Source organism: Streptomyces virginiae, from assembly GCF_040638905.1.
Lineage (GTDB): Bacteria > Actinomycetota > Actinomycetes > Streptomycetales > Streptomycetaceae > Streptomyces > Streptomyces virginiae_B.
Genome location: NZ_JBEZYV010000012.1, coordinates 133,966 through 158,604, shown reverse-complemented (window position 1 = coordinate 158,604; position 24,639 = coordinate 133,966). Strand labels below are relative to the sequence as shown.

General features: G+C 72.0%; 23 protein-coding genes and 1 riboswitch. Of the genes, 5 read left to right on the top strand and 18 right to left on the bottom strand.

The annotated features are described in order from the left end of the window. Positions 1 to 49: 49 nt before the first annotated feature. Positions 50 to 490 (bottom strand): Lrp/AsnC family transcriptional regulator, encoded by a 441-nt coding sequence (locus tag AB0F82_RS19470; RefSeq protein WP_030663734.1) that lies wholly within the window; start codon positions 488 to 490, stop codon positions 50 to 52. Positions 491 to 706: 216 nt separating this feature from the next. Here AB0F82_RS19470 and AB0F82_RS19465 point away from each other — a divergent pair, with 216 nt between their 5' ends. Beyond that, positions 707 to 1,177, top strand: coding sequence for a hypothetical protein (locus AB0F82_RS19465; RefSeq protein ID WP_362629130.1), 471 nt, complete (start codon positions 707 to 709; stop codon positions 1,175 to 1,177). A 75-nt stretch (positions 1,178 to 1,252) separates the two neighbouring features. Here AB0F82_RS19465 and AB0F82_RS19460 read toward each other — a convergent pair whose 3' ends face one another. Continuing rightward, on the bottom strand, positions 1,253 to 2,344 hold the full coding sequence (locus tag AB0F82_RS19460; RefSeq protein WP_362629127.1) for a phosphotransferase family protein: 1,092 nt from the start codon (positions 2,342 to 2,344) through the stop codon (positions 1,253 to 1,255). Positions 2,345 to 2,384: 40 nt separating this feature from the next. Further along, on the bottom strand, positions 2,385 to 3,518 hold the full coding sequence (locus AB0F82_RS19455; RefSeq protein WP_362629124.1) for a hypothetical protein: 1,134 nt from the start codon (positions 3,516 to 3,518) through the stop codon (positions 2,385 to 2,387). A gap of 1,787 nt (positions 3,519 to 5,305) precedes the next feature. Here AB0F82_RS19455 and AB0F82_RS19450 point away from each other — a divergent pair. Next, complete coding sequence (locus AB0F82_RS19450) at positions 5,306 to 5,512, top strand: hypothetical protein (protein WP_051785519.1); 207 nt, start codon at positions 5,306 to 5,308, stop codon at positions 5,510 to 5,512. 21 nt (positions 5,513 to 5,533) lie between these two features. Here the strand turns inward: AB0F82_RS19450 and AB0F82_RS19445 are convergent, their stop codons facing one another. The 5 genes from AB0F82_RS19445 to AB0F82_RS19425 all read right to left on the bottom strand — a co-directional run bounded on the left by AB0F82_RS19445 (position 5,534) and on the right by AB0F82_RS19425 (position 9,798). Further along, positions 5,534 to 6,706 (bottom strand): acyl-CoA dehydrogenase, encoded by a 1,173-nt coding sequence (locus AB0F82_RS19445; protein ID WP_356815272.1) that lies wholly within the window; start codon positions 6,704 to 6,706, stop codon positions 5,534 to 5,536. Positions 6,707 to 6,852: 146 nt separating this feature from the next. Continuing rightward, positions 6,853 to 7,542 (bottom strand): TetR/AcrR family transcriptional regulator, encoded by a 690-nt coding sequence (locus tag AB0F82_RS19440; protein ID WP_362629120.1) that lies wholly within the window; start codon positions 7,540 to 7,542, stop codon positions 6,853 to 6,855. Positions 7,543 to 7,595: 53 nt separating this feature from the next. Beyond that, positions 7,596 to 7,754: an SCO1431 family membrane protein gene (locus tag AB0F82_RS19435; protein WP_362629117.1), complete on the bottom strand. Its 159-nt coding sequence runs from the start codon at positions 7,752 to 7,754 to the stop codon at positions 7,596 to 7,598. 147 nt (positions 7,755 to 7,901) lie between these two features. Beyond that, on the bottom strand, positions 7,902 to 8,333 hold the full coding sequence (locus tag AB0F82_RS19430; protein ID WP_362629114.1) for an SPW repeat protein: 432 nt from the start codon (positions 8,331 to 8,333) through the stop codon (positions 7,902 to 7,904). A 97-nt stretch (positions 8,334 to 8,430) separates the two neighbouring features. After that, a complete protein-coding gene (locus AB0F82_RS19425; RefSeq protein ID WP_362629111.1) occupies positions 8,431 to 9,798 on the bottom strand; it encodes a C39 family peptidase in 1,368 nt (455 codons plus the stop codon). A gap of 108 nt (positions 9,799 to 9,906) precedes the next feature. Here AB0F82_RS19425 and AB0F82_RS19420 point away from each other — a divergent pair, with 108 nt between their 5' ends. Together AB0F82_RS19420 and AB0F82_RS19415 are read left to right on the top strand one after the other, a co-directional pair. Continuing rightward, a complete protein-coding gene (locus AB0F82_RS19420) occupies positions 9,907 to 10,542 on the top strand; it encodes a uridine kinase family protein (protein WP_362629108.1) in 636 nt (211 codons plus the stop codon). A gap of 389 nt (positions 10,543 to 10,931) precedes the next feature. Next, complete coding sequence (locus AB0F82_RS19415) at positions 10,932 to 12,860, top strand: AAA family ATPase (protein ID WP_362629105.1); 1,929 nt, start codon at positions 10,932 to 10,934, stop codon at positions 12,858 to 12,860. 106 nt (positions 12,861 to 12,966) lie between these two features. On the opposite strand, the gene AB0F82_RS19410 is transcribed toward AB0F82_RS19415, so the two are convergent. The 10 genes from AB0F82_RS19410 to ribD form a co-directional block, all read right to left on the bottom strand. After that, on the bottom strand, positions 12,967 to 14,010 hold the full coding sequence (locus AB0F82_RS19410; RefSeq protein WP_362629102.1) for a hemolysin family protein: 1,044 nt from the start codon (positions 14,008 to 14,010) through the stop codon (positions 12,967 to 12,969). After that, a complete protein-coding gene (locus tag AB0F82_RS19405; protein ID WP_362629099.1) occupies positions 14,007 to 15,437 on the bottom strand; it encodes a hemolysin family protein in 1,431 nt (476 codons plus the stop codon). The genes AB0F82_RS19410 and AB0F82_RS19405 overlap by 4 nt, the downstream gene beginning before the upstream one ends. A gap of 200 nt (positions 15,438 to 15,637) precedes the next feature. Next, positions 15,638 to 16,102: a PH domain-containing protein gene (locus AB0F82_RS19400; RefSeq protein WP_362629096.1), complete on the bottom strand. Its 465-nt coding sequence runs from the start codon at positions 16,100 to 16,102 to the stop codon at positions 15,638 to 15,640. Positions 16,103 to 16,155: 53 nt separating this feature from the next. Further along, positions 16,156 to 17,004 (bottom strand): ATP phosphoribosyltransferase, encoded by an 849-nt coding sequence (hisG, locus tag AB0F82_RS19395; protein ID WP_030665427.1) that lies wholly within the window; start codon positions 17,002 to 17,004, stop codon positions 16,156 to 16,158. Between the two features lie 81 nt (positions 17,005 to 17,085). Beyond that, a complete protein-coding gene (locus AB0F82_RS19390) occupies positions 17,086 to 17,367 on the bottom strand; it encodes a phosphoribosyl-ATP diphosphatase (protein ID WP_356815283.1) in 282 nt (93 codons plus the stop codon). Between the two features lie 58 nt (positions 17,368 to 17,425). Then, positions 17,426 to 17,911: a 6,7-dimethyl-8-ribityllumazine synthase gene (ribH, locus tag AB0F82_RS19385; RefSeq protein ID WP_007262951.1), complete on the bottom strand. Its 486-nt coding sequence runs from the start codon at positions 17,909 to 17,911 to the stop codon at positions 17,426 to 17,428. Positions 17,912 to 17,962: 51 nt separating this feature from the next. Next, the gene (locus AB0F82_RS19380) at positions 17,963 to 19,252 is read right to left on the bottom strand and encodes a bifunctional 3,4-dihydroxy-2-butanone-4-phosphate synthase/GTP cyclohydrolase II (RefSeq protein ID WP_362629091.1); all 1,290 of its coding nucleotides are present in this window, start codon (positions 19,250 to 19,252) and stop codon (positions 17,963 to 17,965) included. Next, positions 19,249 to 19,902 (bottom strand): nicotinamide mononucleotide transporter family protein, encoded by a 654-nt coding sequence (locus AB0F82_RS19375; protein ID WP_356815285.1) that lies wholly within the window; start codon positions 19,900 to 19,902, stop codon positions 19,249 to 19,251. Before AB0F82_RS19375 ends, AB0F82_RS19380 begins: the two co-directional genes overlap by 4 nt. Next, entirely contained in the window at positions 19,899 to 20,528 is a 630-nt protein-coding gene (locus AB0F82_RS19370) for a riboflavin synthase (RefSeq protein ID WP_362629088.1), read from the bottom strand. Before AB0F82_RS19370 ends, AB0F82_RS19375 begins: the two co-directional genes overlap by 4 nt. Continuing rightward, entirely contained in the window at positions 20,529 to 21,593 is a 1,065-nt protein-coding gene (gene ribD, locus AB0F82_RS19365) for a bifunctional diaminohydroxyphosphoribosylaminopyrimidine deaminase/5-amino-6-(5-phosphoribosylamino)uracil reductase RibD (RefSeq protein ID WP_362629215.1), read from the bottom strand. It lies immediately after the preceding gene. A gap of 222 nt (positions 21,594 to 21,815) precedes the next feature. Beyond that, positions 21,816 to 21,945, bottom strand: a riboswitch (FMN riboswitch). Positions 21,946 to 22,243: 298 nt separating this feature from the next. Between ribD and AB0F82_RS19360 the strand changes: the two genes are divergently transcribed. Continuing rightward, complete coding sequence (locus tag AB0F82_RS19360; protein WP_362629086.1) at positions 22,244 to 24,598, top strand: chitinase C-terminal domain-containing protein; 2,355 nt, start codon at positions 22,244 to 22,246, stop codon at positions 24,596 to 24,598. Positions 24,599 to 24,639 lie beyond the last annotated feature (41 nt).

The following is a 24,639-nucleotide window of genomic DNA, read 5'->3' as shown; positions in this document are numbered from 1 at the left end:
TGTCCCGCGTCGCCCCGCCCTTCCCGACCGCCGGGTACCCCTTCGGGGGTCACACGCGGGGCGGGCGCGCCTCATAGGGGGTGGAGAGGACCACGGTCGTCCGGGTCGCGACGTGGGCGAGGGCGCGCAGCCGGCCCAGGAGGTCCTCCAACTCCAGCGGGGTGGCGACGCGCACCTTGAGGATGTAGTTCTCGTCGCCCGCGACGCTGTGGCAGGCCTCGATCTCCGGCACGCCGGACAGCCGGTCGGCGATGTCGTCCGGGGCGCTCGGGTCGAAGGGCTTGACCGAGATGAACGCGGTCAGCGGCAGGCCGACGGCCTCCGGGTCGACCACGGCCGCGTAGCCGCGGATCACCCCGCGCTGCTCCAGACGGCGTACCCGCTGATGGACTGCCGACGTGGACAGTCCCGTGGCCTTGCCCAGATCCGTATAGCTCATCCGCCCGTCCCGCACGAGCAGATCCACGATCTGGCGGTCCAGCTCCTCCATTGCGCTCATAGCCGCTCAACTTACGGCCAAAGGCACCCCAGGCCCAGTGCTGTCCGCCCACTGGAGGCATCTGCGCCGGGCATGTGACCAAGGCCACAGGGGTATGCAGGTGGAGGCTGGTCTGTTGTGGTTACTCGTGACGCTCGACGGGAAATGGTTGCTGTGGCCGAGGCCGAAGTACCAGCCCGCCCGGCCCACCCAAGGGGGAGTACATCCATGCTGAACACCAAGCGCGCCGGTCGCACCGAACCGGAGCCTCTCGAACCGCTCGACTCCGGGGACGACGCCTATCCCGCCGACGGCGAATACCTCGACGACGGCGGGGGGTTCGAGATCCACCACGCGATCTGCCCCGACTGCGGCCAGTCGATCGCCCTCGTCGCGGACGAGGAGTACCTGCCGCAGCACGCGCTCTGCCTGACCCCGTGGAACCCCTTCGGGCTCACCGTGTGCGCCGGCACCGGCCGGCCCGCCACCGACGCCCTCCCCTCCGTCGGCGCGCCCCAGCCGGCCGAGGCGCAGGAGCTCGACTCCTTCACCGTTCCCGCCCTGCCCCAGGGCCTGGACTGGCGGACGCAGCCGTTCTCGCACGTCGGCGGGCCGGGCTCGTGCCCGATCCGCGTCGTGCGTCCGGTGCTGCCGCAGCCGCAGGCGCAGACGCGTCAGCAGCACGCCCAGGCGGCCTGAGCACCGAGGACCCGAGCCGCCCGGGCGCGCCGCCGGTTCTCGTGCCGCCCGTCCGCCGCCGCTGCCCCTGCTCGCCTACCAGTACGTTCCCTGCACCATGGCGGCCAGACTGGCGTGGTGCAGGATCAGGCCGTCCGGATCCCCCGGCACCTCGACCTCGCCGAAGTAGGCCTGCCGGTAGGCGATGCGCAGCATCACGATCGCGTGCCGCAGGGCGGCGTAGAGGGTGTGGAACTCCATGTCCCGCGGGGTGTGGCCGGTCAGTTCGGCGTAACGGCGCTCCAGGTCGTCGCGGCGCAGGAAGTCCGGCAGGCCGGGCTGGCCGAAGCTCACGGTGAGGTCCTGGAAGAACCGGTGGAGGTAGACCGTCCAGCCGAGGTCCACCTCGCGCGGGGCGTACGCCGCCATCTCCCAGTCCAGGACCGCCACCGGCGTGAAGCCGTCGTAGACCACGTTGCCGATACGGGCATCGCCCCAGTTCAGGACGGCGGGGCCCTCGTCGGCCGGCCACAGCTCCTCCAGGCGGGCGAAGGCCCGCTCGATGAGCGGGGAGGGCGCGAGTCCACCCACCACCCAGGCGTAATAGGCGCGTTGGGCGTCCACGTGCCGGCGCAGCGGGCTGCCCTCGCCGTCGGGCAGCAGGAACTCGGCCTCCTTGGCGGGGAACTGGTCATGCAGCCGGGCCAGCAGCGAGATGCTCGCCTCCTGGAGCGCACCGCGTTCGGCGTCCGTCGCCGCGTGCAGCCAATTGCCCTCGTAGGTGTAGGGCATGACGTCGGGCGGGACCCGGCCCTCCGCGCGGGCCATCACGAAGAACGGCGCCCCCAGCGGCCCGGGGTCCTCCTCCAGCCACTGCACGCGCGGAACGGGCAGGTCCGTGTGCTCGGCGACCAGGCTCATCACGCGGTGCTGGCGCGGCATGTCGTACGTCGGGAAGACGGTGTAGGCCGCAGGGTCCGCGGCGAGCCGCAGCGCGCAGGCGCGCAGCGGGGTGTCCGGGTGCTCTATGTCGAAGAGCAGGGTCTCGCTGGACATCCCGTTCGAGCCGGGGACGGAGACGTTGGCGACCTTCGCCCCGGGGAGCCGGCCGTCGAGCCAGGCGGCCAGACGGCGGCCGAGCTCCTCGGGCTCTCGGGTGGAGGTGCGCGGACGTGGTGCGGTTGCCATGGGTACCCCTTCTCCTGCTCAGACCTGGACCTGTGGGGGCTTACGGGGCGACGGAGGAGTAGTCCGCGAAGCCGCTCGGGTCGTGGCGGCCGAAGCTGCCGTGCTCGAAGATGCCGTGCCCGGTCAGCCCGTCGAGCGTGAAGCGGGCCGAGTGGTCGGTGACCCCGAAGGCTGCCACGGGGTGGGCGGCGGGGTGGGAGAGGTCGTAGACCCGCCGGTCGCTCCAGCCGCGGCCCTGCCAGGTGCCGTGCTGCCAGTCGGCGGCGGGCGGGTAGCCGGCGCCGACGGCGAGCGGGGAGGAGTTCAGTATCTCCACGCCCAGTTCGAGGGGCTTGCGGGACGGGTCGGTGAGGTGGACGACGGCCCTCTCGGGGTGCCGGCTGCCGGGGCGGTAGCGGATCTCGGTGTGCGGCCAGCCGAGCTGGACGTCCGCGCGACCGCTGTCCTCGGGGAAGACCTGCACGGCCTCGTTCAGGGTGCGGTGGCCGTCGGCGTCCTCCTGGGCGATGACCATGACGAAGCGGTCCGCGAACCGGACCGGGATCCAGAGCCAGTGGAAGCCGTCGGGGCGGTGCTCCTCGGCCGCCCGGCCCCCTTCCTCCCCGGGGATCGGCCGTACGCCCCAACTCCGGTCCCGCGTACCGGTCCACTCCCCCGCAGTCAGGGTGAGCTCCGCACCCCTGGCGCGGATCGTGCCGGTGACGTTGCCGGCCTGGACGAAGCGGCGCCCTTCCAGCATGAGGCGGTCGCCGCGCCGCTGGATGTGGTGGGGCTCCCACACCGCGGGGAACTCCGCGGTCCAGGTGATGTCGTACGAGAGGCCCTGCGGGTCAGCGGAGTCGGGGGCACAACGCAGCGTGAGCCGCTTGAGCGGCACGTCGACGACGATCGACAGGGGTCCCACCGAGAGGTTCATCCGGTCGTCGGTGAGGGCGTCGGAGGCCCTGACCGCGAGGAGCTCGTCGCCGATGCGGAGGGTGGCGTAGGCGTCGATGACGCCGGCGTTGGGGTAGACGCCGAGGCCGAGGATCAGGACCGCGCGGCCGGCGTGGTCGAAGACGTGGAAGATGCACCGGTCGTAGGCGTTCCGGTCGCCGCTCACGAGGTGCTTCATCGACAAGGGGGCCTGGTGGATGGGGTACTCGTCGAGTGCGACGGGCCGGTCTGCGGGCATGACGGACCTCCGGGGCGGCTGACATCGGGGGCGGCCTGGGCGCATATGACGGTACGTCAGAAACGCCCACCAGGGCCAGCCTTCTGGCACGGTCTGACAGCAGGGCACGTAGTGGCGGGGCGGCGGGGGCGGGGGCGGGGCGGGGCGGGGGCTTCGGGGGCGGAGACGCTGGGGTGGGGGCTTCGGGGGCGGAGACGCTGGGGTGGGGGCGGGAGGCACGGGGGCGGTTCCGGGAGGCGGGAGACGCTCGGACGGGGCGGAAGTCGCGGGGGCGATTCGAGGAGGCGGCAGACGCTCGGACGGGGCGGAAGTCGCGGGGGCGATTCGAGGAGGCGGCAGACGCTCGGACGGGAACGAAAAGCGCGACGGCGGCCCTGCAGGGCGGCGTCCGCCCTGAGCGGGATCAGAGAAGCCCTGGGGGTTTCCCGTCAGTCCCATCGTCTCTCCGTGGCGGGACGGTCCCTCAAGGGCGCTCGTTCCTCGCGTCGCTTCGCGATGTCGCTGCGCTCCACCCTTGACCGACCGTCCCGCCACGGACATACGAGGACAGCCGGGAAACCCCCAAAGGAACGGGCCGGGGGATCGAGCAAGAGACGGGGCGGCCAGCGATGCGCGGGCAGAGCCCGGTGCGCGTCAAATCGCTACGCGCTCCTCGACGACGGCGTCCGCGAGCCCCGTGGGCTGGGCATAAGCCGCCCCAAATCGCTACGCGCTCCTGGCGGACGGCGCCTGCGAGCCCCGCAGGCTGGGCATAAGCCGCCATCGATCGCTACGCGCTCCTGGCGGACGGCGTCTGCGAGCCCCTTGGGCTGGGCATGGGCCGCCATCGATCGCTACGCGCTCCCCGACGACCGCGTCTCGCCCGCATCTGGGGCTGATAGGGGCGATATCGAGGGGCGGAAGGGCGATCCATCGGCCCAGCCGAACCCAACCCCCATCAACACCACCATGAGATCCCACCCGCCAGTACAGACAGGGGCAATTGGGGCGAATTGACGGCTCTTTGACGCGCGCACTCACCCAGACCTGGATTGGCATCGCTCCAGCCGTCATCTGACGCTTTTCCACCCCATACAGCCCTCAGACGCCGCCCGTGAAGAGTGGAAGAAGGCTTCTGCGGCCCGCGACCAGCCCCAGACGGATCGCAGACGCCTGATCGACAAGCGCCTTGCCATCGATGGCGGCCTATGCCCAGCCCAAGGGGCTCGCAGGCGCCGTCTCGCAGGAGCGCGTAGCGATTGGTGGCGGCCTATGCCCAGCCCACGGGGCTCGCGGACGCCGTCAGGCAGGAGCGCGTAGAGATTGGATGCGCCCCGGGCTCCGCCCGGACGCATCCGACGCCCCGTCCCTGAAAACTGGTCAGGGCCCGTTCCCCTGGGGGCTTCCCGGCTGTCCTCGTATTTCCGGGGCGGGACGGTCGGTCAAGGGTGGAGCGCAGCGACATCACGAAGCGACGCGACGAAGGAGCGCCCTTGACGGGCCGGCCCGACACGGAGAGACCATGGGACTGACGGGAAACCCCCAGCACATCCCTGACACCGCCCGAGCGGCTCCCGCTCCCCCGCACCACCCCGCGCCGGGAGGTGGGTGGGCAACCGCCGACCCGGGGCGGTGGGGCCGCGGGGGTGGAGGCCCCGAGTGCGCGGCATCCGTAGCGTGCCCGCGCCGCACCCCGGGGACCCCTCGAACGGATACGCGTAGGCCCCGGGCGATTACCCGTGGCTCCGGTCACGCGTTGGCCGTGCATGAGCACGCTTCAGTCTTCAACGGGCCGAAGGCGCCGTCCGATGCCCCCGCATTTCGAAGAATCGGTTCAGCGCCCGCTTCAGCGTGAGCCGCTGCGCGAGCAGCAGGCGCCCGATCCGCCGATCTACCGGGACCTGCTGGCCCGATGGGCGGACGCCGGCCGCACCCTGCCCGGCCGGCGGGACCCGGAGTGGTCCCGGCTCACGTCCTCCCCGGTCTGGCCCTCCACCAGCAGCGGGCTGTACTGACCGGTCCGGCGGCGGACCGCGTCAGCGCGTCTCGGGTCCGGCCAGGTGGCGGGCGATGACCATGCGCTGGATCTGGTTGGTGCCCTCGACGATCTGGAGCACCTTCGCCTCGCGCATCAGGCGCTCGACGGGGAAGTCCGCGGTGTAGCCGTAGCCGCCGAGGATCTGCACCGCGTCCGTGGTGACGGCCATCGCCGCGTCCGTGCAGAACAGCTTGGCCATGGCCGCCTGCCGGGAGAACGGCTTGCCCGCGTCCCGCAGCCGCGCCGCCGCGAGGTACAGCGCCCGGCCCGCCTCGATCTTGGTGGCCATGTCGGCCAGCATGAACCGCAGCCCCTGGAAGTCCGCGATGGGGTGCCCGAACTGCTTGCGGTCCAGTGCGTACGTGAGCGCCTCGTCCAGTGCCGCCTGGGCGACGCCGATGGCGCAGGCGGCGATGCCCAGCCGTCCCGCGTCGAGCGCGGCCAGGGCGATGGAGAAGCCCTGCCCCTCCTCGCCGATGCGGCGGGAGTCGGGTACGCGTACGCCGTCGAAGTGCAGCTGGGCAGTGGGCGAGCCCTTCATGCCCATCTTCTTCTCGGGCACGGCCGCGGTGAGGCCGGCCGCGTCCCCGGGGACCAGGAAGGCGGTGATGCCCTTGGGGCCCTCGACGCCGGTCCGGGCGAGGACGGTGTAGAAGTCGGCGACCCCGCCGTGGGTGATCCAGGCCTTGGTGCCGGTGATGATCCAGTCGTCGCCGTCGCGGACCGCCTTGGTGGTGAGCGAGGCGGCGTCGGAGCCGGCGGCCGGCTCGGAGAGGCAGTAGGCGCCCAGCAGACCGCCGCCGAGCATCGCGGGCAGGTGCGCGGCCTGCTGCTCCTTGGTGCCGTAGCCGGCGAGACCGTGGCAGGCCAGGGAGTGCACGCTGACGCCGAGGCCGACGGTCAGGCGGGCCGCGGCCAGCTCTTCCAGGACCTGGAGGTAGACCTCGTAGGGCTGCTCGCCGCCGCCGTACTCGCCGGGGTACGGGAGGCCGAGCAGTCCGGCCTCGGAGAGCAGCGTGAAGACCTCCCGCGGGAACCGGCCGGTGTCCTCCTCCTCGGCGGCCCGGGGGCGGATCTCGCGCTGGGCGATCTCACGTACGAGGGCGAGGAGGTCGCGGGACTCCTCGGTGGGCAGCTGTCGGTCCACCGGCTGCGGGGCGCGGTCGGTCATGGCGGCGCTCTCCTCCATCTCGGGCACGGCGGCGACGCGCGAGGTGTGGGACGCGCCGCCGGGTCTCGGGCTCTGTACAGCCGATGCTGCCCTCCCGGGTCACGGAAGAGGCTGTTCAGCGGCTGCGGCGGCTTGAGTATGCCCGATCAGGGGCTTCCCGTCACCGGGGCAAGATCATCAGCCGGTTCGAACGCCTCTTCGGCAGGGGGAGGTGCCGGACACTCCGGGGCGAACTCCTCGATCACCGCCAATGTCGCGCGCAGCTGGCGTACCAGCAGGGCGCCGAGCCGGGCGCGTCCGGGCCGGTCCGGGTCGCTCGGCCCGCCGATCCATTCCAGGGTGGTCCCTTCTACCGCGGAGAGCCAGCCCACGAGGGCGAGGCGGGCGATCGGGGGGAGGTCGCGGCGTCCGTACGCGCCTTCGGCGATCGCGGCGACCAGTTCCTCGCGTACGGCGTCGCGGATGGCGAGCACCTCGGCGTCAGAGCCGACGCCTCCGGTGACGATGGTGCGGTAGGCGGCCTGGTGGTGCTCGGCGTAGTGGAGGTAGCCGTCGATGGTGCGGCGGACGCGCTCGGCCCTGGGGAGGCCGGTGTCGTCGCCGGCGCGGGCGACGAGCCCGGCGACGGAGTCCTCGACGATGGCGAGGTAGTACCCGCGCTTGCTCTTGAAGTAGTAGTAGACCAGCCCTTTGGCGACGCCCGCGTGCTTGGCGATGTCGTCCATGGAGAGCGCGTCGTACGGGGTGTCTGCGAACAACCTGCGGCCGATGGCGATGAGTTCGGCCCTGCGTGCCTGTGAACGTCCGGTCGTCGCGCGCTGTTGACTGCTGTTCACGTCCGGCCCCAGCCTCGAACTGCCACAGGATGCCCGACGATACCGCGCAGGCGTCAGACCCAGCCCACCTGGGTGACGAACATGGCGACGACGACCACGAGGGTCCAGCCGAGGACGTGCTCCAGCCAGGCGGAGTCCTCCTTGGGGCCCCCGGTGCGAACGAGGTTCCCGGCGGGTGCGGAGGCGGTCGGGGCGGCGGTGTCGGCAGTCATGGTGTCCAATGTGCCAGCGTTCGCGGCATTCGCGGTAGAGACGTGGGTCACTGGTGGCGCACGTCACGCAGCCGGGCCCCGGCCGCCCGGCGGGTGCGCGGTGCGGTCGGGGCCCGGCGGCGGTTTCGTCCGGCGCCGCCTGCCGTGTCAGGCCCGGGTGTCGCGGCTGCGGCCGGCCATGGCCGCCATCGCGAGGCCGAGGCAGAGTGCGACGCAGCCTGTGATCACGTTGCTGACCACGGAGCGCGTCACGTCCATCTCACCGGCGATGGCCCAGGGCGCGATGATCGTCCAGGCGCCCAGGACGACCGCCGTCCAGGCCATGGCGTGGGTGCGCTCGTAGGCGGATCCCAGGCCGCCCATGCACAGGCAGAACGCCAGGCCGACGATCAGGTTGTTGATCGCCAGCGGAGTCAGGACGCTGAATCCTGCGATCCACGGCGAGGCGGCCAGGTACAGGCCGGTTATCAGGGCCAGCGCCTCGACGGCCTGCGCGCGGGGAGTGCTGGTCACCCGCTCGAACCGGGTGCGCATCTCGGCGAGGTCGGGGTGGTGCTCGATGCTGGGATGGGTGGTCATGGCGGGCCGCCTCCTATTGAGAAGCTTTTATGTGCCATTTACCCCATTATGTTCCGCTTATCCGGGCGAGCGAATCAACGGGCGTTTCGCCGCTTCCTCACAGCACGCCCACCGTCCGCAGGGCGAGGATCTGGGCCGGGGCCGGGAGGGCGGGGGCGTAGAGGTAGCAGACCCCGCCGCTGCCGGAGGCCACCTTCCCGGCGGCGGCCGTGCGCTTGGTGCGCAGCCAGACGTTCTCCCACTCGGCGCGCCGGTAGACGCGGCGGACGGAGGGGTTGTCGTGTGCGTGGGGGTCGTTGACGACCACGTCCCCGGTGGCGGTGAAGCCGACGACGGCCATGAGGTGGCCGGCCGTGCCGTAGCCCGCGCCCGTGAGCTCGTCCGCGCGGAAGGACGTGGAGGTGATCGCGGGGATGCCGGCCCGCACCACGGTCTCCAGGTCGGTCATCGAGGCGAGGCGGGTGACGACTCCGGCCAGGCCGCTGTAGGTGGCGGCGTAGGCGGCGTTGAAGGACCAGTTGCCGCAGCCCCTGTAGGCGGCGTCGTAGGTGGAGCGGGCCGCGTGGCAGACCTGCGGGTCGGAGTACGTGGGGTTCACCCAGGCCAGGGCGGCGGGGTCGGCCTTGCGGCCGAAGTGCTCGATGACCATCTGGGAGGAGGTGGGGCTGCACCAGGCCTCGCCGCCGTTGTCGTATTCGGGGTAGCGCCCGATGTGGGTCTGCTGCGAGTAGCGCGGGACCTTCAGCTCGTGGGCGGTGCCGGAGGGGTGGGAGGGGGGGACGGTGAACCGGTCGGGGACGTCGGAGGCCATCGCGCCCGCCAGCCACACGGTGGGGCCGCCGGCGGCCCCCGGCAGGCGGTGGAGGGTCAGGCGCAGCTGCCAGCCGGAGATCCGCAGGCCGTCCGCCGCGGCGGGTGCGTCGAGGGCCAGGGTGTCGGTCCAGACGGTGGAGCGGCCGTCGGTCTGGCCGTCCACCGAGGTGCGGCGGATGTCGCCGTCGCCGGAGGCCCACCGGCCCATCACGTACCAGGGGGCGGAGGCGCCGTCGGTGTAGGTGGCGCGCAGCTCGACCTGGATCCAGGTGCCGGCCGGGGTGTGGGCGTTCCAGGAGGCGACGGCCTCGGTGGCGGGCACCGTGGAGCGGTGCACCGGGGAGGTCCAGGTGGCGTACTCCCAGGTGCTCTTGCGGCCGGTGTGCGGGTCGGCGTATTCGGTGCGGCCGAGGGCGGTCCCGATCCGCAGGCCGGGGCGGGTGCCGGCGACGGCGGTGGTGCCCTGGTGGGTTCCGGCCAGCCAGTGGCCGTACGCGTACCAGAAGCGGTTGTCGACGGTACGGCCCTGCGCGCGGGGGGCGGGGGCGGCGGCGGCCGGGGCGCCGCCGCCGGGGACGGAGGCGGCGGTGGCCGCGGTGGCGACCGCGAGTGCGGCGACGAGTACGGCCCTGCGTGGCGTGGGTGCGGTCATCGCGTGGTCCCCCGGGTGCGTCGGCGCTCTGGTGGTGTCACCCTTCCAGGTTCCCGGCGGCCGAAGGCCCAAGCCACGGGTCGTGTCGGGCTTGTCTACGCTGGTCGGGTGGAGCCACACCAGTCACTTGAGTCACTCGCGCGGGAGCTCGCCGCTTTGCCGTGCTCCCTCGGCCCGGTGCGCCTGATCGGGATCGACGGGCACGCCGGATCCGGCAAGAGCACCTTTGCGGGGCGGCTCGCCGCAGCGCTGGGCGGGGCGCCCGTGCTGCACTTGGACGACGTGGCCAGCCACGAGGAGCTGTTCGGCTGGGAGGAGCGGCTGCGCGTGCAGGTACTGGAGCCGCTGGCCGGCGGGCGGCCCGCGCACTGGGCCCCGTACGACTGGGTGGAGCGCCGCTTCGGGCCGGAGCGGGTGCTGGAGCCGGCGCCGGTGCTCCTGGTGGAGGGAGTCGGCGCCGGGCGGCAGGCACTGCGCCCGCACCTGGCCCGGCTGCTGTGGATGGAGACCCCGCGCGCCGAGTCCTGGACGCGGGGCCGCGGCCGGGACGGGCGTGAACTGTCCGACTTCTGGGACGGGTGGGAGCGCGCGGAGCACGCGCACTTCTCCAGTGACCCTTCGCGCCCCTTCGCCGGCACCCTGGTACGCCAGAGCGGTACGGGATACGAGTGGTCTTCCGGGACCGGAGTGACGGCCGGAACCCCCCCTTCCGTCACCGACGGTGACGAACTCCCCCGGGCCTGAACGGCCCCGGAATTCCACGTGCCGGGCCTGCGCCGACCCGCTTGACCTGGGGCCCGCAGCGGCCTTACGTTCTCAATGCGGGGCCTTTACCGGCCGCCGCGCACACGGAGCCCCCGATTGTTCCCCCGTGATCGGGGGCTTCGCTCTGCCCGCGAACGCCCTCCGCAGGGGTGCAGCGCGCGCCACGCGGGCTCCGGACGTTCACTTTGCGTCACCACAGGCGGCCGGGGTGTCCACCCGAACCGGACCCGCCGCACCCTACGTAAGGTGCGAAAGCGCAGGTACGATGCAGCCCTGATTTCAGCGACGCCAGGCGGGGGCACCGGAACAACTCGCGCGCTCGAAGCGGGGGTTGCCGCGCACCACGGGGCAGGCTTGTGGGGGACGTGATGGATTTCGGCACGCCGGGCAGCATGCACGCCCCGGCCGAACTCGCCTGGCTGCGAGGGGTCGACGCCTGCACCATGGGCGCTTACCCGCAGGCCGAGGAGGAGTTCCGGACGGCCGTGCGGCTCGACCCCTCGATGGCCGACGCGTGGCTCGGCCTGCACGCGCTCCGGGTCGACACGGGCAACGCCCTCTTACGCATGTACGCGCACAGGGACCGATTCGGCGAGCAGCGGAGCCGGCACCGCAGGACGCTGAACTCCTGGTACTGGCTGGGCTGGTGGGTGCAGCCGGTGCTGGAGAACCGGCGGGACCTGCTGCTCGCCCACGCCTCGCACTGGCTGGACGGCCGCCACGTGCCGGAGCTGGACCAGGCCCTCGCCGCGCTGCCGCCGGTGGACACCGATCCGCAGGTGCGGTTCCTGCACGCCTGCCGGGCCTATCTGGTCAAGGACTGGGAGCAGTTGGTCCGGCACACCGAGCCGCTGGTGAACGATCCGCTGCTGGGGATCGAGGCGGGGCTGTTCGGCGGGATGGCGCGGGTCCGGCTGGAGATGTACGGGCAGGCGGAGCCGATGCTGTCGGCGGCGCTGATGCGCTGCCGCAGCGAGCAGCCGCAGCGCAAGGAGCTGCGGTACTGGCTGGCCCGGGCGCACGAGGGCACGGGGCGCAGCGCGGCGGCGCTTCCGCTGTACCGGGCGGTGCACCGGGTGGATCCCTCGTTCATGGACACCGCGGCCCGGCTGACGGCCATCGAGGACGGCGACGACACCGACGGCATGGCCGATCTGGCGGGCCTCGCGGGGTACTCCGGGTACGGCGGCTACGCGGGGCACGGCCCGTCGCCGGTCGGCGGGGATTTCGCGGCGGTGGCCCTGGGCGGCCCGCTGGGCGGCGGGCCCGTGCAGGACGTCTCCGCGGACGGTCAGGCGGGCGCCGACCCGCTGGGTCCGCCCCCTCCCCCGCCGGGCCGGACGGAGGGCGTACGGCGCAAGGTGACGGTCCCGCCGCAGGGCTCGGCGGAGGGGCTGCCGGCGGGGCCGTCCGACCCGGCGGCGCTGGCCGAGGCGCTGGCGGAGCTGGAGCGGATGGTGGGCCTGGAGCCCGTCAAGCGGCAGGTGAAGGCCCTCTCGGCGCAGCTGCACATGGCGCGGCTGAGGGCGGGTCAGGGGCTGCCGGTGCAGCCGCCGAAACGGCACTTCGTGTTCTCCGGCCCCTCGGGCACCGGCAAGACCACCGTGGCCCGCATCCTGGGCCGGGTCTTCTACGCACTGGGGCTGCTCGGCGGGGACCATCTGGTCGAGGCCCAGCGGGCCGACCTGGTGGGGGAGTTCCTCGGCCAGACCGCGGTGAAGGCCAACGAGCTGATCGATTCGGCGATCGGCGGGGTGCTGTTCGTGGACGAGGCGTACTCGCTGTCGAACACGGGCTACAGCAAGGGTGACGCGTACGGTGACGAGGCGCTGCAGGTGCTGCTGAAGCGGGCCGAGGACAACCGGGACCACCTGGTGGTGATCCTGGCGGGCTATCCGGCCGGGATGGACCGGCTGCTGGCGGCCAATCCGGGGCTGTCGTCCCGGTTCACCACGCGGGTGGACTTCCCCAGCTACCGGCCGCCGGAGCTGACCGCGATCGGCGGGGTGCTGGCCGACGCCAACGGGGACCACTGGGACGAGGAGGCCCTGGAGGAGCTGCGCAGCATCAGCGCGCACGTGGTGGAGCAGGGCTGGATCGACGAGCTGGGCAACGGCCGCTTCCTGCGGACCCTGTACGAGAAGAGCTGCGCGTACCGAGACCTGAGGCTGGCGGGCTTCGCGGGAGAGCCGTCGCGGGACGACCTGGCCACCCTCCGGCTGCCGGACCTGATGCAGGCGTACGGGGAGGTCCTGTCGGGCCGCGGGCCCCAGGAGCGGCCGGAGCCGCCCCTGTGACCCCGGTGGGGCGGAGCCGCCCCTGTGACCCCGGTGGGGCGGAGCCGCCCCTGTGACCCCGGTGGGGCCGGACATGCCGCTGAGCGGCAGTTCCGGCCCCTCTGGGCTACGTGCGGCCGGCCGGGATCCGGTGGGCCGGGTCGCGGACTTCGCCCACCAGCATTTCCAGGACGTCTTCCAGGGCGACCAGGCCGAGGACCCGGCCGCTCTGGTCCGCGACCTGCGCCAGGTGGGTGGCGTCCCGGCGCATGACGCCGAGGGCGTCGTCCAGCGGGACGGTGGCGCACAGCGTGGTCATACGGCGCCAGACCCGCTGGGGCACGGCCCGTTCCCGGTCCTCCAGGTCCAGTACGTCCTTGACGTGCAGGTAGCCCATGAAGGCGCCGCTGTCGGCACGGACGGGGAAGCGGGAGTAGCCGGTGCGCACGGTCAGCTGTTCGATCTGGCGGGGGGTGACGGCCGGGCCGACCGTGACCAGGCGGTCCCGGTCGAGGAGGACGTCGGTGACGGGGCGGCTGCCCAGTTCCAGCGCGTCCTCCAGACGCTCCTGCTCGACCGGCTCCAGGAGCCCGGCCTGCCGGGAGTCCTTCAGGAGCCGGCCCAGCTGGGCGGAGGTGTAGGCGGCCTCGACCTCGTCCTTGGGCTCGACCTTGAAGAGCTTCAGGACGAACGTGGCGCAGGCGCCGAGCGCGGTGGTGACCGGCCCGCACAGGCGGGCGAAGGCGACCAGGCCGGGGCTGAACCACAGGGCGGTCTTCTCGGGTGCGGCCATGGCGAGGTTCTTGGGGACCATCTCGCCGATGACCAGGTGCAGGAAGACCACGGCGGCGAGCGCGAGGGCGTAGCCGAGGGGGTGGATCAGGCCCTGCGGTACGTGCACGGCGTGGAAGACGGGCTCCAGCAGCCGGGCCACGGTCGGTTCGGCGACCGCGCCGAGGGTCAGCGAGCAGACGGTGATGCCGAACTGCGCGGCGGCCATCATGCGGGGCAGGTTCTCCAGGCCGTGGAGCACCTGGCGGGCCCGTTTGGACTCGGCCGCGAGGGGCTCGATCTGGCTGCGCCGTACGGAGACGAGTGCGAACTCGGCGCCGACGAAGAAGCCGTTGGCGAGGACGAGGAGCAGGGCGAAGACGAGCTGGAGCGCGTTCATCGGGCGGCGCCTTCCAGCTCGGCCCGCTGCGGGACGGCTTCGCCGTGGCGGCCGGAGCCGGGCACCGGGGCGCCGGAGGGGCCCGCGGCCTGCCGGTACGCGCCGGCGGCGGATACGGCCGTCAGGCGGACCAGCCGGACGCGTTCCGCCCGGTTGCGGCCGACCCTGCGGACGGACAGCTTCCATCCGGGGAGGTCCGCGCGGTCCCCGGGGGCGGGGATCCGGCCGAGGAGGTCGGCGACGAGGCCGGCGACGGTCTCGTAGGGGCCCTCGGGCACCTCCAGGCCTATCCGGCGCAGGGTCTGCACGCGGCAGCTGCCGTCGGCCTCCCAGGAGGGACGGCCGTCCTCGGCGGGCACGGCAGCGAGTTCGGGGGTCTCGTCCTCGGCGAGGTCGTGCTCGTCGCGGACCTCCCCGACGAGTTCCTCCACGATGTCCTCCAGGGTGACGACGCCGGCGGTGCCGCCGTACTCGTCGACGACCACGGCCATCGGCTGTTCGCTGCGCAGGCGCTCCAGCAGCGGCTGCACCGGCAGGGACCCGGGCACCAGCAGCGGTGCGACGCAGATCCGGCCCACGGTGGTGCGGTCGCGTTCGGACTCGGGCACGGCGAGGGCGTCCTTGAGGTGGACCACACCGGTGATCTCGTCGATGCGTTCGCGGTAGACCGGGAAGCGGGACAGGCCCGTGGCGCGGGTCAGGTTCAGCACGTCGGCCGCGGTGGCCGTGTGCTGGAGGGCGCTGACCTTCACCCGGGGGGTCATGACGTGCTGGGCCGTGAGGTCGCCCAGCGACAGGGTCCGTACGAAGAGGTCGGCGGTGTCCTGTTCGAGGGCGCCGGCCTGGGCCGAATGGCGGACCAGGGAGACGAGTTCGCCCGGGGTGCGGGCGGAGGCCATCTCCTCGGTGGGCTCCACGCCGAGGGCCCGTACGAGCCGGTTGGCGACGGCGTTGAGGCCGGCGATGACCGGCCGGAAGGCGCGTGAGAAGGCGTGCTGCGGGCCGGCGACGAAGCGGGCCACCTGGAGGGGCCGGGAGACCGCCCAGTTCTTCGGGACGAGCTCGCCGACGACCATCTGGACGGCGGAGGCGAGCAGCATGCCGATGACGACGGCGACGCCGGAGACGGCTCCCTTCGGGAGGCCGGTCGCGGCGAGCGGCCCGGCCAGCAGTGCGGCGAGGGCGGGCTCGGCGAGCATGCCGACCACGAGGGAGGTGATGGTGATGCCGAGCTGGGTGCCGGAGAGCTGGAAGGACAGCTCCCGCAGGGCCTTGACGACCGTGCGGGCACGGCGGTCTCCGTCGGCTGCGGCGCGCTCCGCCTCGGGGCGCTCCACCGTGACGAGGCCGAACTCGGCCGCCACGAAGAATCCGTTGGCGAGGATCAGGGCGAACGCCGCCGCGAGCAGGAGTAGCGGGATGGTCATGCCGCCGCCTCCGTGGGGAGGGCGGCGCGGATATTACCGGACGATCCGTCCATTGCTGGAGGGAGTCACTCCTCGAGTTGCAGGTGCCCGCGGGCCTCGGGGTCCCGGGGCCGGTGGGAGGACGCACGGCTGCGCCCCGCCACCAGGGTAGTCACTGAGATCGCGGCCGCAACGGTACGCGGCTGCGGGCGTCGGTGGGGTCAGTGGTCGTTCGTGCCGGTTCCGCGGCTTTCGGCGAGGGCGCGCAGGGCGCGCGCGTCGCTGATGGCCTGCTGCTTGGCCACGCCCGGCTGGATGCCGAGCACGGGCAGGCTGGTGCCGTCGCTGAGGTCCAGGAACACCCACGGGTCGCCGGGGCGGAGGTTGACCCGGAGGATCTCCGCCCAGGCCAGACGGCGGGTGTTGGTGAGGTTGACGACGGTGACGCCGTCCTCGTCCGCGGCCACCTTGGGGCGGCTGAGCAGGACGAGTACCGAGCTGAGCAGGACGGCGGTGAAGACGAAGCTGATCCGCTCGCCGGGGCTGAGGTTCTCCAGCATCACGGCGATGGCCGTGATGGTGGCGAACATGGCGAGCCCGACGCCCAGCAGGACGGCCCGCGTGCGGGTCGGCCGGAAGGTGACCGGCAGGGTGGGCGGTACGGGCTGGGCGGCGGACTCGGCCATGGTGCGTTGCCTTCTGGGGGTCGTACGGGTGAGGAGCGGGCGTGCGCGTTGCCTCAGAGGCGGCAGGCGTGGATCGAGGTGGTGAGGATCGCGCGGGCGCCGAGCTCGTACAGGTCGTCCATGATGCGCTGGGCCTCCTTGGCGGGCACCATGGCGCGGACCGCGACCCAGCCCTCGTTGTGCAGCGGGGAGACGGTCGGCGACTCGAGGCCCGGGGTGAGGGCGACCGCGCGCTCCAGGTGCTCGGCGCGGCAGTCGTAGTCCATCATCACGTAGCTGCGGGCCACGAGGACGCCCTGCAGGCGGCGCAGGAACTGCTGGACCTGCGGGTCGTCGGCGTCGGCGCCGTTGCCGCGGATGACGACGGCCTCGGAGGTGAGGATCGGCTCGCCGATGACCTCCAGGCCGGCGTTGCGCAGGCTGGTGCCGGTTTCGACGACGTCCGCGATGATCTGGGCGACGCCGAGCTGGATGGCGGTCTCGACGGCGCCGTCGAGGTGCACGACGGAGGCGTCGATGCCCTGGTCGGCCAGGTGCTTGGCGACGATCCCCTCGTAGGAGGTCGCGATGGTCATCCCGGTGAAGTCCTCGGGGCCCTTCGCCGTGCCGGGGGTGGTGGCGTAGCGGAAGGTGGAGCGCCCGAAGTTCAGCGGGAGGATCTCCTCGGCGCTGGCGCCGGAGTCGAGCAGCAGGTCGCGGCCGGTGATGCCGATGTCGAGCTTGCCCGAGGAGACGTAGATCGCGATGTCCTTGGGCCGGAGGTAGAAGAACTCCACCTCGTTCTCGGGGTCGACGACCACGAGCTCCTTGGACTCCTTGCGCATCCGGTAGCCGGCCTCATGGAGCATCGCCGACGCCGGTCCGGAGAGTGAACCCTTGTTGGGGACGGCGATGCGCAGCATGGGCTTCCTTTGATGCGTGGTGTGCGTGGTTGCGTGGTGTGCGTGCTTGTGAAACGGGTGGGTGTGCGACCCCGGCCCGGCTCAGAGGTGCGCGTAGACGTCGTCGAGGGAGATCCCGCGCGCGACCATCATCACCTGGACGTGGTACAGCAGCTGGGAGATCTCCTCGGCGGCGGCTTCCTTGCCCTCGTACTCGGCGGCCATCCAGACCTCGGCGGCCTCCTCGACGACCTTCTTGCCGATGGCATGGACGCCCTTGTGGACGAGCTCGGCGGTGCGGGAGGTGCCGGGGTCGCCTTCGACGGCCTTGTGCTGGAGCTCGGTGAAGAGCTCTTCGAAGGTCTTGGAGGGTTTGTTCGCCATGATGTCCTTAGAGTAAGGGCTCACCCGGGTGCCCCGGTGCCGGGGTTCACTCCTTGGACTAACGCCAGGGTTCGCTGACGGTGCGCAGGGTCATGGCGGTGGAGACGGCGGCGGTGACCGCTTCGTGGCCCTTGTCCTCGTTCGACCCTTCGAGGCCGGCGCGGTCCAGCGCCTGCTCGTCGTTGTCGCAGGTCAGTACGCCGAAGCCGACGGGGACCCCGGTGTCGATCGACACCTGGACCAGGCCCTGGGTGACGCCCTGGCAGACGTAGTCGAAGTGCGGGGTGCCGCCGCGGATGACCACGCCGAGGGCGACGATGGCGTCGTAGCCGCGCCCGGCCAGGACCTTCGCCACGACCGGGAGCTCGAAGCTGCCGGGGACGCGGAGCAGGGTGGGCTCGTCGATGCCCAGCTCGTGCAGGGCCCGCAGGGCGCCGTCGACCAGTCCGTCCATGACCTTCTCGTGCCACTGGGCCGCGATCACGGCGACTCGCAGGTCTCCGCAGTTCTTCACGCTCAGTTCGGGTGCGCCCTTGCCGCTCACAGCTCTGCTCCTCGGTGGTTCGTGGATGTACGTACGGGTGGTGGTGCGTGCTTACTGGTTGCCGCAGGCGGACGTGGTCACGGGCCCGTCCAGCCAGGGCAGGTCGTGGCCCATCCGGTCCCGCTTGGTGCGCAGGTACCGCAGATTGTGCTCGCCCGCCTCGACCGGCATGGCCTCCCGGCTGGTGACCGTGATGCCGTGCCGTTCCAGGGCGGCGGACTTGTCGGGGTTGTTCGTCAGCAGCCGGACGCCGTGCACGCCGAGGTCGGCGAGGATCTGCGCGCCGGCGGCGTAGTCGCGGGCGTCGGCGGGCAGGCCCAGCTCCAGGTTGGCGTCGAGGGTGTCGCGGCCGCGCTCCTGGAGCTCGTAGGCGCGCAGCTTGGACAGCAGTCCGATGCCGCGGCCCTCGTGGCCGCGCAGGTAGACGACGACGCCGCGGCCCTCGGTCTTGATCCGCTCCATGGAGGCGTGCAGCTGGGGGCCGCAGTCGCAGCGCTGGGAGGCGAAGATGTCGCCGGTCAGGCACTCGGAGTGCATGCGGACCAGGATGTCGGAGCCGTCGCCGATCTCGCCGTGGACGAGGGCGACGTGCTCGACGCCGTCGACGGTGGAGCGGTAGCCGTGCGCGGTGAAGTCGCCGAAGGCGGTCGGCAGGTTGACCTCCGCCTCGCGGCGGACGGTGGGTTCGGCGGAGCGGCGGTAGGCGATCAGGTCCTCGATGGAGATGATCGTCAGGCCGTGCTTGCGGGCGAAGGGGATCAGCTCGGGCAGGCGCAGCATGACGCCGTCCTCGCCGGCGATCTCCACGATGGCGCCGGCCGGGCGCAGGCCCGCGAGGCGGGCGAGGTCTACGGCGGCCTCGGTGTGGCCGTTGCGGACCAGGACGCCGCCGGGCTTGGCGCGCAGGGGGAAGATGTGGCCGGGGCGGACGAAGTCGCCGGGGCCGCTGACGCCGTCGGCGAGGAGGCGCAGGGTGGTGGCGCGGTCGGCGGCGGAGATGCCGGTGGAGACGCCGTGGGCGGCGCTCGCGTCGACGGAGACGGTGAAGGCGGTCTGCATCGACTCGGTGTTGTTCTGGACCATTTGCGGGAGTTCGAGGCGGTCCAGCTCCGGGCCCTCCATGGGGGCGCAGATCAGGCCGCGGCACTCGCTCATCATGAAGGCGACGATCTCGGGGGTGGCCTTCTCGGCGGCGATGACGAGGTCTCCCTCGTTCTCTCGGTCCTCGTCGTCCACGACGACGACGGGCCGGCCCGCCGCGATGTCGCGGATCGCCTGCTCGACGGGGTCGAGGCGGAAGGTCTCTTCGGGGATGTCGGGCACGGGCTTGAGGGTGGTCATGCCGCTGCTCCTTCGAGGGCCGGGGCGGGAGTGGTGCGGGAGCGCTGGTACCAGTCGTAGGCGCCCCACACCACGAGGGCGAAGTAGACGACGTAGACCAGTCCGGAGAAGGCCAGCCCGCCGGTGAAGGCGAGGGGGACGCCGACGAGGTCGACGAGGAGCCATGCGAACCAGAACTCGACGAGGCCGCGGGCCTGCGCCACCATCGCGACGATGGTGCCGACGAAGATGTAGGCGTCGGCCCAGGGGCTCCAGGACAGGGACGGGTAGAGCGTGAAGAGGCCGCCGACGGCGAGGGTGCCGAGGGCCGCTCCGCCGAGGAGCAGTCCGCGCTCGGTCCAGGTGGCGGTGCGTACGGCGATGGAGCCGTCCTGGGCCTGCTGCTTGCCGCGCTGCCAGGCGGTCCAGCCGAAGACGGCCACGCCGATGACGAGGAGCTGCTTGCCGACGCCGCCGGCGAGGTGCGCGGAGGCGTAGGCGGCGATGAGGATCAGTCCGGAGAGCAGCTGGGCGGGCCAGGTCCATATGGAGCGGCGCCAGCCGAGGGCGAGCGCGGCCAGGCCCATCAGGTTGCCGATCATGTCGGACCAGATGACCTTCTGGCCGAGGACGGTGAACGCCTCCGCGTTGAGCCAGTTCAGGGCGCTCACCGGACTTCTCCCGTCGGGTCGGCGTGCAGCGGGTCCACGCCGGCGGCGAGGAGGCGTTCGACGTACTTCGCAAGGACGTCGACCTCGAGGTTGACCGGGTCGCCGGGCTGCTTGATGCCGAGGGTGGTCAGCGCGAGGGTGGTGGGGATGAGGCTGATGGTGAACCAGTCGGCGGCGGCCTCGACCACGGTGAGGCTGACGCCGTCGACGGTGATGGAGCCCTTCTCGACGACGTAGCGGGAGAGGTTCTGCGGGAGGGCGACCTTGACGATCTCCCAGTGCTCGGAGGGGGTACGGGAGAGGATCTCGCCGGTGCCGTCCACGTGCCCCTGCACCAGGTGGCCGCCGAGCCGCCCGCCGAGGGCCATGGGGCGCTCCAGGTTGACGCGGGAGCCCTTGGTCAGGGCGCCCAGGCTGGAGCGGTTGAGGGTCTCCTGCATGACGTCGGCGGTGAACTCGCCGTCGGCGGTCTCCACGACGGTCAGGCAGACGCCGTTGACGGCGATGGAGTCGCCGTGCTTGGCGTCCTCGGTGACGAGGGGCCCGCGCAGCCGGAAGCGGGAGGCTTCCTGGAGCGGCTCGACGGCGGTGACCTCGCCCAGTTCTTCGACGATTCCGGTGAACACTCAGTGCTCCTTGGGGGCGGTGGCGGGAAGGGCGGTGATGCGCAGATCGGGGCCCACGCGGACGGCCTCGGTGATGTCGAGGCGCAGGGCGCGGGAGATGTTCGTGATGCCCGCGTCGGCGAGGGCGGCGGGGCCGGCGCCGAGCAGGGCGGGGGCGAGGTAGCCGACGACGCGGTCGACGGTGCCGTTTTCGAGGAAGGCGCCCGCGAGGGTGGGGCCGCCTTCGAGGAGGAGGGAGCGCACGCCGCGGGCGTACAGCTGTGTGAGGAGCAGGCCGACGGGGATGCGGCCGTCGTGCAGGGGCAGCCGGAGCAGGTCGACGCCGGGCAGGTGGCGGGTGTCGGCGTCATCGGCGACGACCAGCAGCGTGGGCGCGGCGTCGTCGAGGATGCGGGCGGCCGGCTGGAGTGCGGCGCGGGTGTCGAGGGCCACGCGCAGGGGCTGGGTGGCGCCGTCGATGCCGCGGACGGCCAGGTGCGGGTCGTCGGCGCGCAGGGTGCCGCCGCCGACCAGGACGGCGTCGGCCTCGGCGCGCAGCCGGTGGACGTCCGCGCGGGACTCGGGGGAGCTGATCCAGCGGCTGCTGCCGTCGGCGGCGGCGCTGCGGCCGTCGAGGGTGGCGGCGTACTTCCAGGTCACGTGGGGCCGGCCGAGCCGTACGGAGGTCAGCCAGGCGGTGTTGCCGGCTTCGGCCTCGGCCCGGAGCAGGCCGGCCGCGGTGTCGATCCCGGCGGCGCGCAGAGTGGCTGCGCCGCCGCTGGCCTGCGGGTTCGGGTCGGGGACGGCGTAGACGACGCGGGCGATGCCGGCGTCGACGAGTGCCTGTGCGCAGGGCCCCGTGCGGCCGGTGTGGTTGCAGGGTTCGAGGGTGACGTAGGCGGTGCCGCCGCGGGCCGCCGCGCCTGCGGCGCGCAGGGCGTGGACCTCGGCGTGCGGGCCGCCGGCCCGCTGGTGCCAGCCCTCGCCGACGACGGCGCCGGAGGCGTCGGTGATGACGCAGCCGACGACCGGGTTGGGACTGGTGGAGCCGAGTCCGCGGGCGGCGAGCTCGACGGCCCGTCGCATGGCACGGGTACCCGCGTCGGGTGCGGGTGCTGCGTGCGCGGCGTGTGTCGCCACCGGGTCCTCCTGCCTCATCGGGCACGGACTCCGGGGCCTGTCGGGATACGACAGATGAAGCGGAACAGGTCACGCGGGGACGCCGAGGCCGGAGAAACGGTTCGACCGGGCATGTCCGCAGGGATATGCCGAGGAACCGCCGACGGCGGCGTACCGGTGACTGGCCCGCCGCGCACTGCCTCCCATCCGGACTTTAACCGTCGGTCCAGGAATTTCACCTGGTCAACCGGCCGCTGGCTGCGGACGGGTCGCGGACTATACCGCCGGTTCGGAATTACACCGACCCCGGAGTGCGCTGCTACTGGTACTCCAGCCAGTTTGCCACGGCGGATCGCCCGCCATGCGGGTGATCCGGTGTGGCCTGGCTCACAGAGGGTGACTCCGGGGCCACCCCGGGCGCGGACCTGGACGCATGGCAGCGCGGTTGGTCCAGACCTATTGACGGGTTGGTCTAGTCCTCTTAACGTTCCCTTCATCTTCCCGGGAACAGCCCGTCAGATGTGCGCACGTCACGGGCCAACAAGCTTCTGCACCAGTCACGTTGCTCCATGGTGTGTCCACTCGTGTCCTGCATCCTCCCCTCCCCAGGAGGCACAATGCCGTCCCCCACACGTACGAGAGCGATGCTCCTGGCATCCGGCGCCGCAATCGCCGCGCTGCTGGCCGGCGGGCTCTCGGCGGGCGTCTCGCACGCGGCCGACAACGAGAGCTGTCGCCCAGACGGCCTCCACAAGACGGCCGGCGTCGACGTTCCCTACTGCTCGGTCTACGACTCCGAAGGCCGCGAGAAGATGGGCGCCGACCACCAGCGCCGCGTCATCGGATACTTCACCGGCTGGCGCACCGGCAAGGACGGCACTCCCGCCTACCTCGCCAACAACATCCCGTGGTCCAAGGTCACCCACCTGAACTACGCCTTCGCCCACGTGGGCGCCGACAACAAGATCTCGGTCGGCACCGACAACGCGAACAACGCCGCCACCGGAATGACCTGGCCCGGCGTCTCGGGAGCCGAGATGGACCCGGCGCTCCCCTACAAGGGCCACTTCAACCTGCTGAACAAATTCAAGAAGCAGTACCCCGACGTCAAGACGCTCATCTCGGTCGGCGGCTGGGCCGAGACCGGCGGCTACTTCGGCGACGACGGCAACCGGGTCGCCTCCGGCGGCTTCTACTCGATGGCCACCAACGCCGACGGCTCCGTCAACCAGGCCGGCATCGACACCTTCGCCCAGTCCTCGGTCGACTTCATCCGCACCTACGGCTTCAACGGCGTCGACATCGACTACGAGTACCCGACCACGATGAAGGACGCGGGCAACCCCCTCGACTGGCAGCTGTCCAACGCCCGCCGGGCCGGCCTGGTCCAGGGCTACGCGGCCCTGATGAAGTCGCTGCGCGAGAAGCTCGACCGCGCGGGCGCCGCCGACGGCAAGCACTACCTGCTCACCGTCGCCGCCCCCTCCTCCGGCTACCTGCTGCGGGGCATGGAGACGTTCCAGATGCAGAAGTACCTGGACTACGTCAACATCATGTCCTACGACCTGCACGGCGCCTGGAACGAGTACGTCGGCCCCAACGCCTCGCTCTTCGACGACGGCAAGGACGCCGAACTGGCCGCCGCGGGCGTCTACTCCACCTCCCAGTACGGCGGCATCGGCTACCTCAACACCGACTGGGCCTACCACTACTTCCGCGGCTCCATGCCGGGCGGCCGCATCAACATCGGCCTGCCCTACTACACCCGCGGCTTCAAGAACGTGCAGGGCGGTACCGACGGCCTGTGGGGCAAGGCCCCCGCGACCAACTGCCCGGCCGGCGCGGGCCTGACCAAGTGCGGTGACGGCGCGGTCGGCATCGACAACCTGTGGCACGACAAGGACACCAACGGGGCCGAGTCCCCGGCGGGCTCGAACCCGATGTGGCACGCCAAGAACCTGGAGAAGGGGGTCGTCGGCGACTACGTCACCAAGTACGGCTTCCCGGCGAACACCACCCTGTCCGGCACGTACGCCCGCAAGTACGACTCCACCCTGGTGGCGCCGTGGCTGTGGAACGCGCAGAAGAAGGTCTTCCTCTCCACCGAGGACGAGCAGTCGGTCAAGGCCAAGGCCGACTACGTGGTGAACAAGGGCATCGGCGGCACGATGGTCTGGGAGCTCGCCGGCGACTACTCCTACAACGCTGCCAAGGGCCAGTACGAGATGGGCGACACGCTCACCGACGCCATGTACCAGAAGTTCAAGTCGGCCTCCCCGTACGGCGCGAAGAAGGCCGGCTCGACCCTCCCGACCCAGGCGGTGGACATCAGGACGGAGTTCACCGAGTTCAAGCTCGGCGACTCCAACTACCCGCTGACCCCGAAGCTGAAGATCACCAACAACACCGGTGCCACCCTTCCCGGCGGAACCGAGTTCCAGTTCGACTACGGCACCTCCGCCCCGAACAACGCCTCCGACCAGTCCGGCTTCGGCACGGCCGTGATCAGCAGCGGCCACACCGGCACCAACGTCGGCGGCCTCAAGGGCGACTTCCAGCGGGTCTCCCTGAAGCTCCCCGCCTGGCAGACCCTCGCCCCCGGCGCCTCCGTCGACCTGGCGTTCAACTACTACCTGCCGGTGTCCACCCCCTCCAACTGGACGGTGAACATCTCCGGCACCACGTACGCCCTCGCCGGGGACCTGGCCCGCGGTACGACCCTGGTCCAGCCCGGCGGCGGCACCCAGCCCCCGACCACCCCGCCGACCACTCCCCCCACGACGCCGCCGACCACGCCCCCGCCCACCGGCGGGACCTGCACCAACCCGGCGTACGTCGCGGGCACGGTCTACAACAGCGGCAACGTCGTCTCCCACAAGGGCCGCAGCTGGAAGGCCCAGTGGTGGACGCAGAACGAGGAACCCGGCACCACGGGTGAATGGGGCGTCTGGAAGGACCAGGGCGCCTGCTGAAAACGTGAGGACCCGGTGGCCCGGCGGCCACCGGGTCCTCG

Excerpts from the sequence above, each read along its gene's own strand:
- AB0F82_RS19460 (WP_362629127.1), bottom strand. The coding sequence starts at position 2,344 with ATGGCAACCGCACCACGTCCGCGCACCTCCACCCGAGAGCCCGAGGAG.
- AB0F82_RS19445 (WP_356815272.1), bottom strand. The coding sequence starts at position 6,706 with ATGACCGACCGCGCCCCGCAGCCGGTGGACCGACAGCTGCCCACCGAG.
- AB0F82_RS19400 (WP_362629096.1), bottom strand. The coding sequence starts at position 16,102 with ATGGCCGAGTCCGCCGCCCAGCCCGTACCGCCCACCCTGCCGGTCACC.
- AB0F82_RS19390 (WP_356815283.1), bottom strand. The coding sequence starts at position 17,367 with ATGGCGAACAAACCCTCCAAGACCTTCGAAGAGCTCTTCACCGAGCTC.
- AB0F82_RS19465 (WP_362629130.1), top strand. The coding sequence starts at position 707 with ATGCTGAACACCAAGCGCGCCGGTCGCACCGAACCGGAGCCTCTCGAA.
- AB0F82_RS19470 (WP_030663734.1), bottom strand. The coding sequence starts at position 490 with ATGGAGGAGCTGGACCGCCAGATCGTGGATCTGCTCGTGCGGGACGGG.
- AB0F82_RS19435 (WP_362629117.1), bottom strand. The coding sequence starts at position 7,754 with ATGACTGCCGACACCGCCGCCCCGACCGCCTCCGCACCCGCCGGGAAC.
- AB0F82_RS19430 (WP_362629114.1), bottom strand. The coding sequence starts at position 8,333 with ATGACCACCCATCCCAGCATCGAGCACCACCCCGACCTCGCCGAGATG.
- AB0F82_RS19450 (WP_051785519.1), top strand. The coding sequence starts at position 5,306 with ATGCCCCCGCATTTCGAAGAATCGGTTCAGCGCCCGCTTCAGCGTGAG.
- AB0F82_RS19455 (WP_362629124.1), bottom strand. The coding sequence starts at position 3,518 with ATGCCCGCAGACCGGCCCGTCGCACTCGACGAGTACCCCATCCACCAG.
- AB0F82_RS19360 (WP_362629086.1), top strand. The coding sequence starts at position 22,244 with ATGCCGTCCCCCACACGTACGAGAGCGATGCTCCTGGCATCCGGCGCC.
- hisG (WP_030665427.1), bottom strand. The coding sequence starts at position 17,004 with ATGCTGCGCATCGCCGTCCCCAACAAGGGTTCACTCTCCGGACCGGCG.
- AB0F82_RS19415 (WP_362629105.1), top strand. The coding sequence starts at position 10,932 with ATGGATTTCGGCACGCCGGGCAGCATGCACGCCCCGGCCGAACTCGCC.
- AB0F82_RS19405 (WP_362629099.1), bottom strand. The coding sequence starts at position 15,437 with ATGACCATCCCGCTACTCCTGCTCGCGGCGGCGTTCGCCCTGATCCTC.
- AB0F82_RS19425 (WP_362629111.1), bottom strand. The coding sequence starts at position 9,798 with ATGACCGCACCCACGCCACGCAGGGCCGTACTCGTCGCCGCACTCGCG.
- ribD (WP_362629215.1), bottom strand. The coding sequence starts at position 21,593 with ATGCGACGGGCCGTCGAGCTCGCCGCCCGCGGACTCGGCTCCACCAGT.
- AB0F82_RS19410 (WP_362629102.1), bottom strand. The coding sequence starts at position 14,010 with ATGAACGCGCTCCAGCTCGTCTTCGCCCTGCTCCTCGTCCTCGCCAAC.
- AB0F82_RS19380 (WP_362629091.1), bottom strand. The coding sequence starts at position 19,252 with ATGACCACCCTCAAGCCCGTGCCCGACATCCCCGAAGAGACCTTCCGC.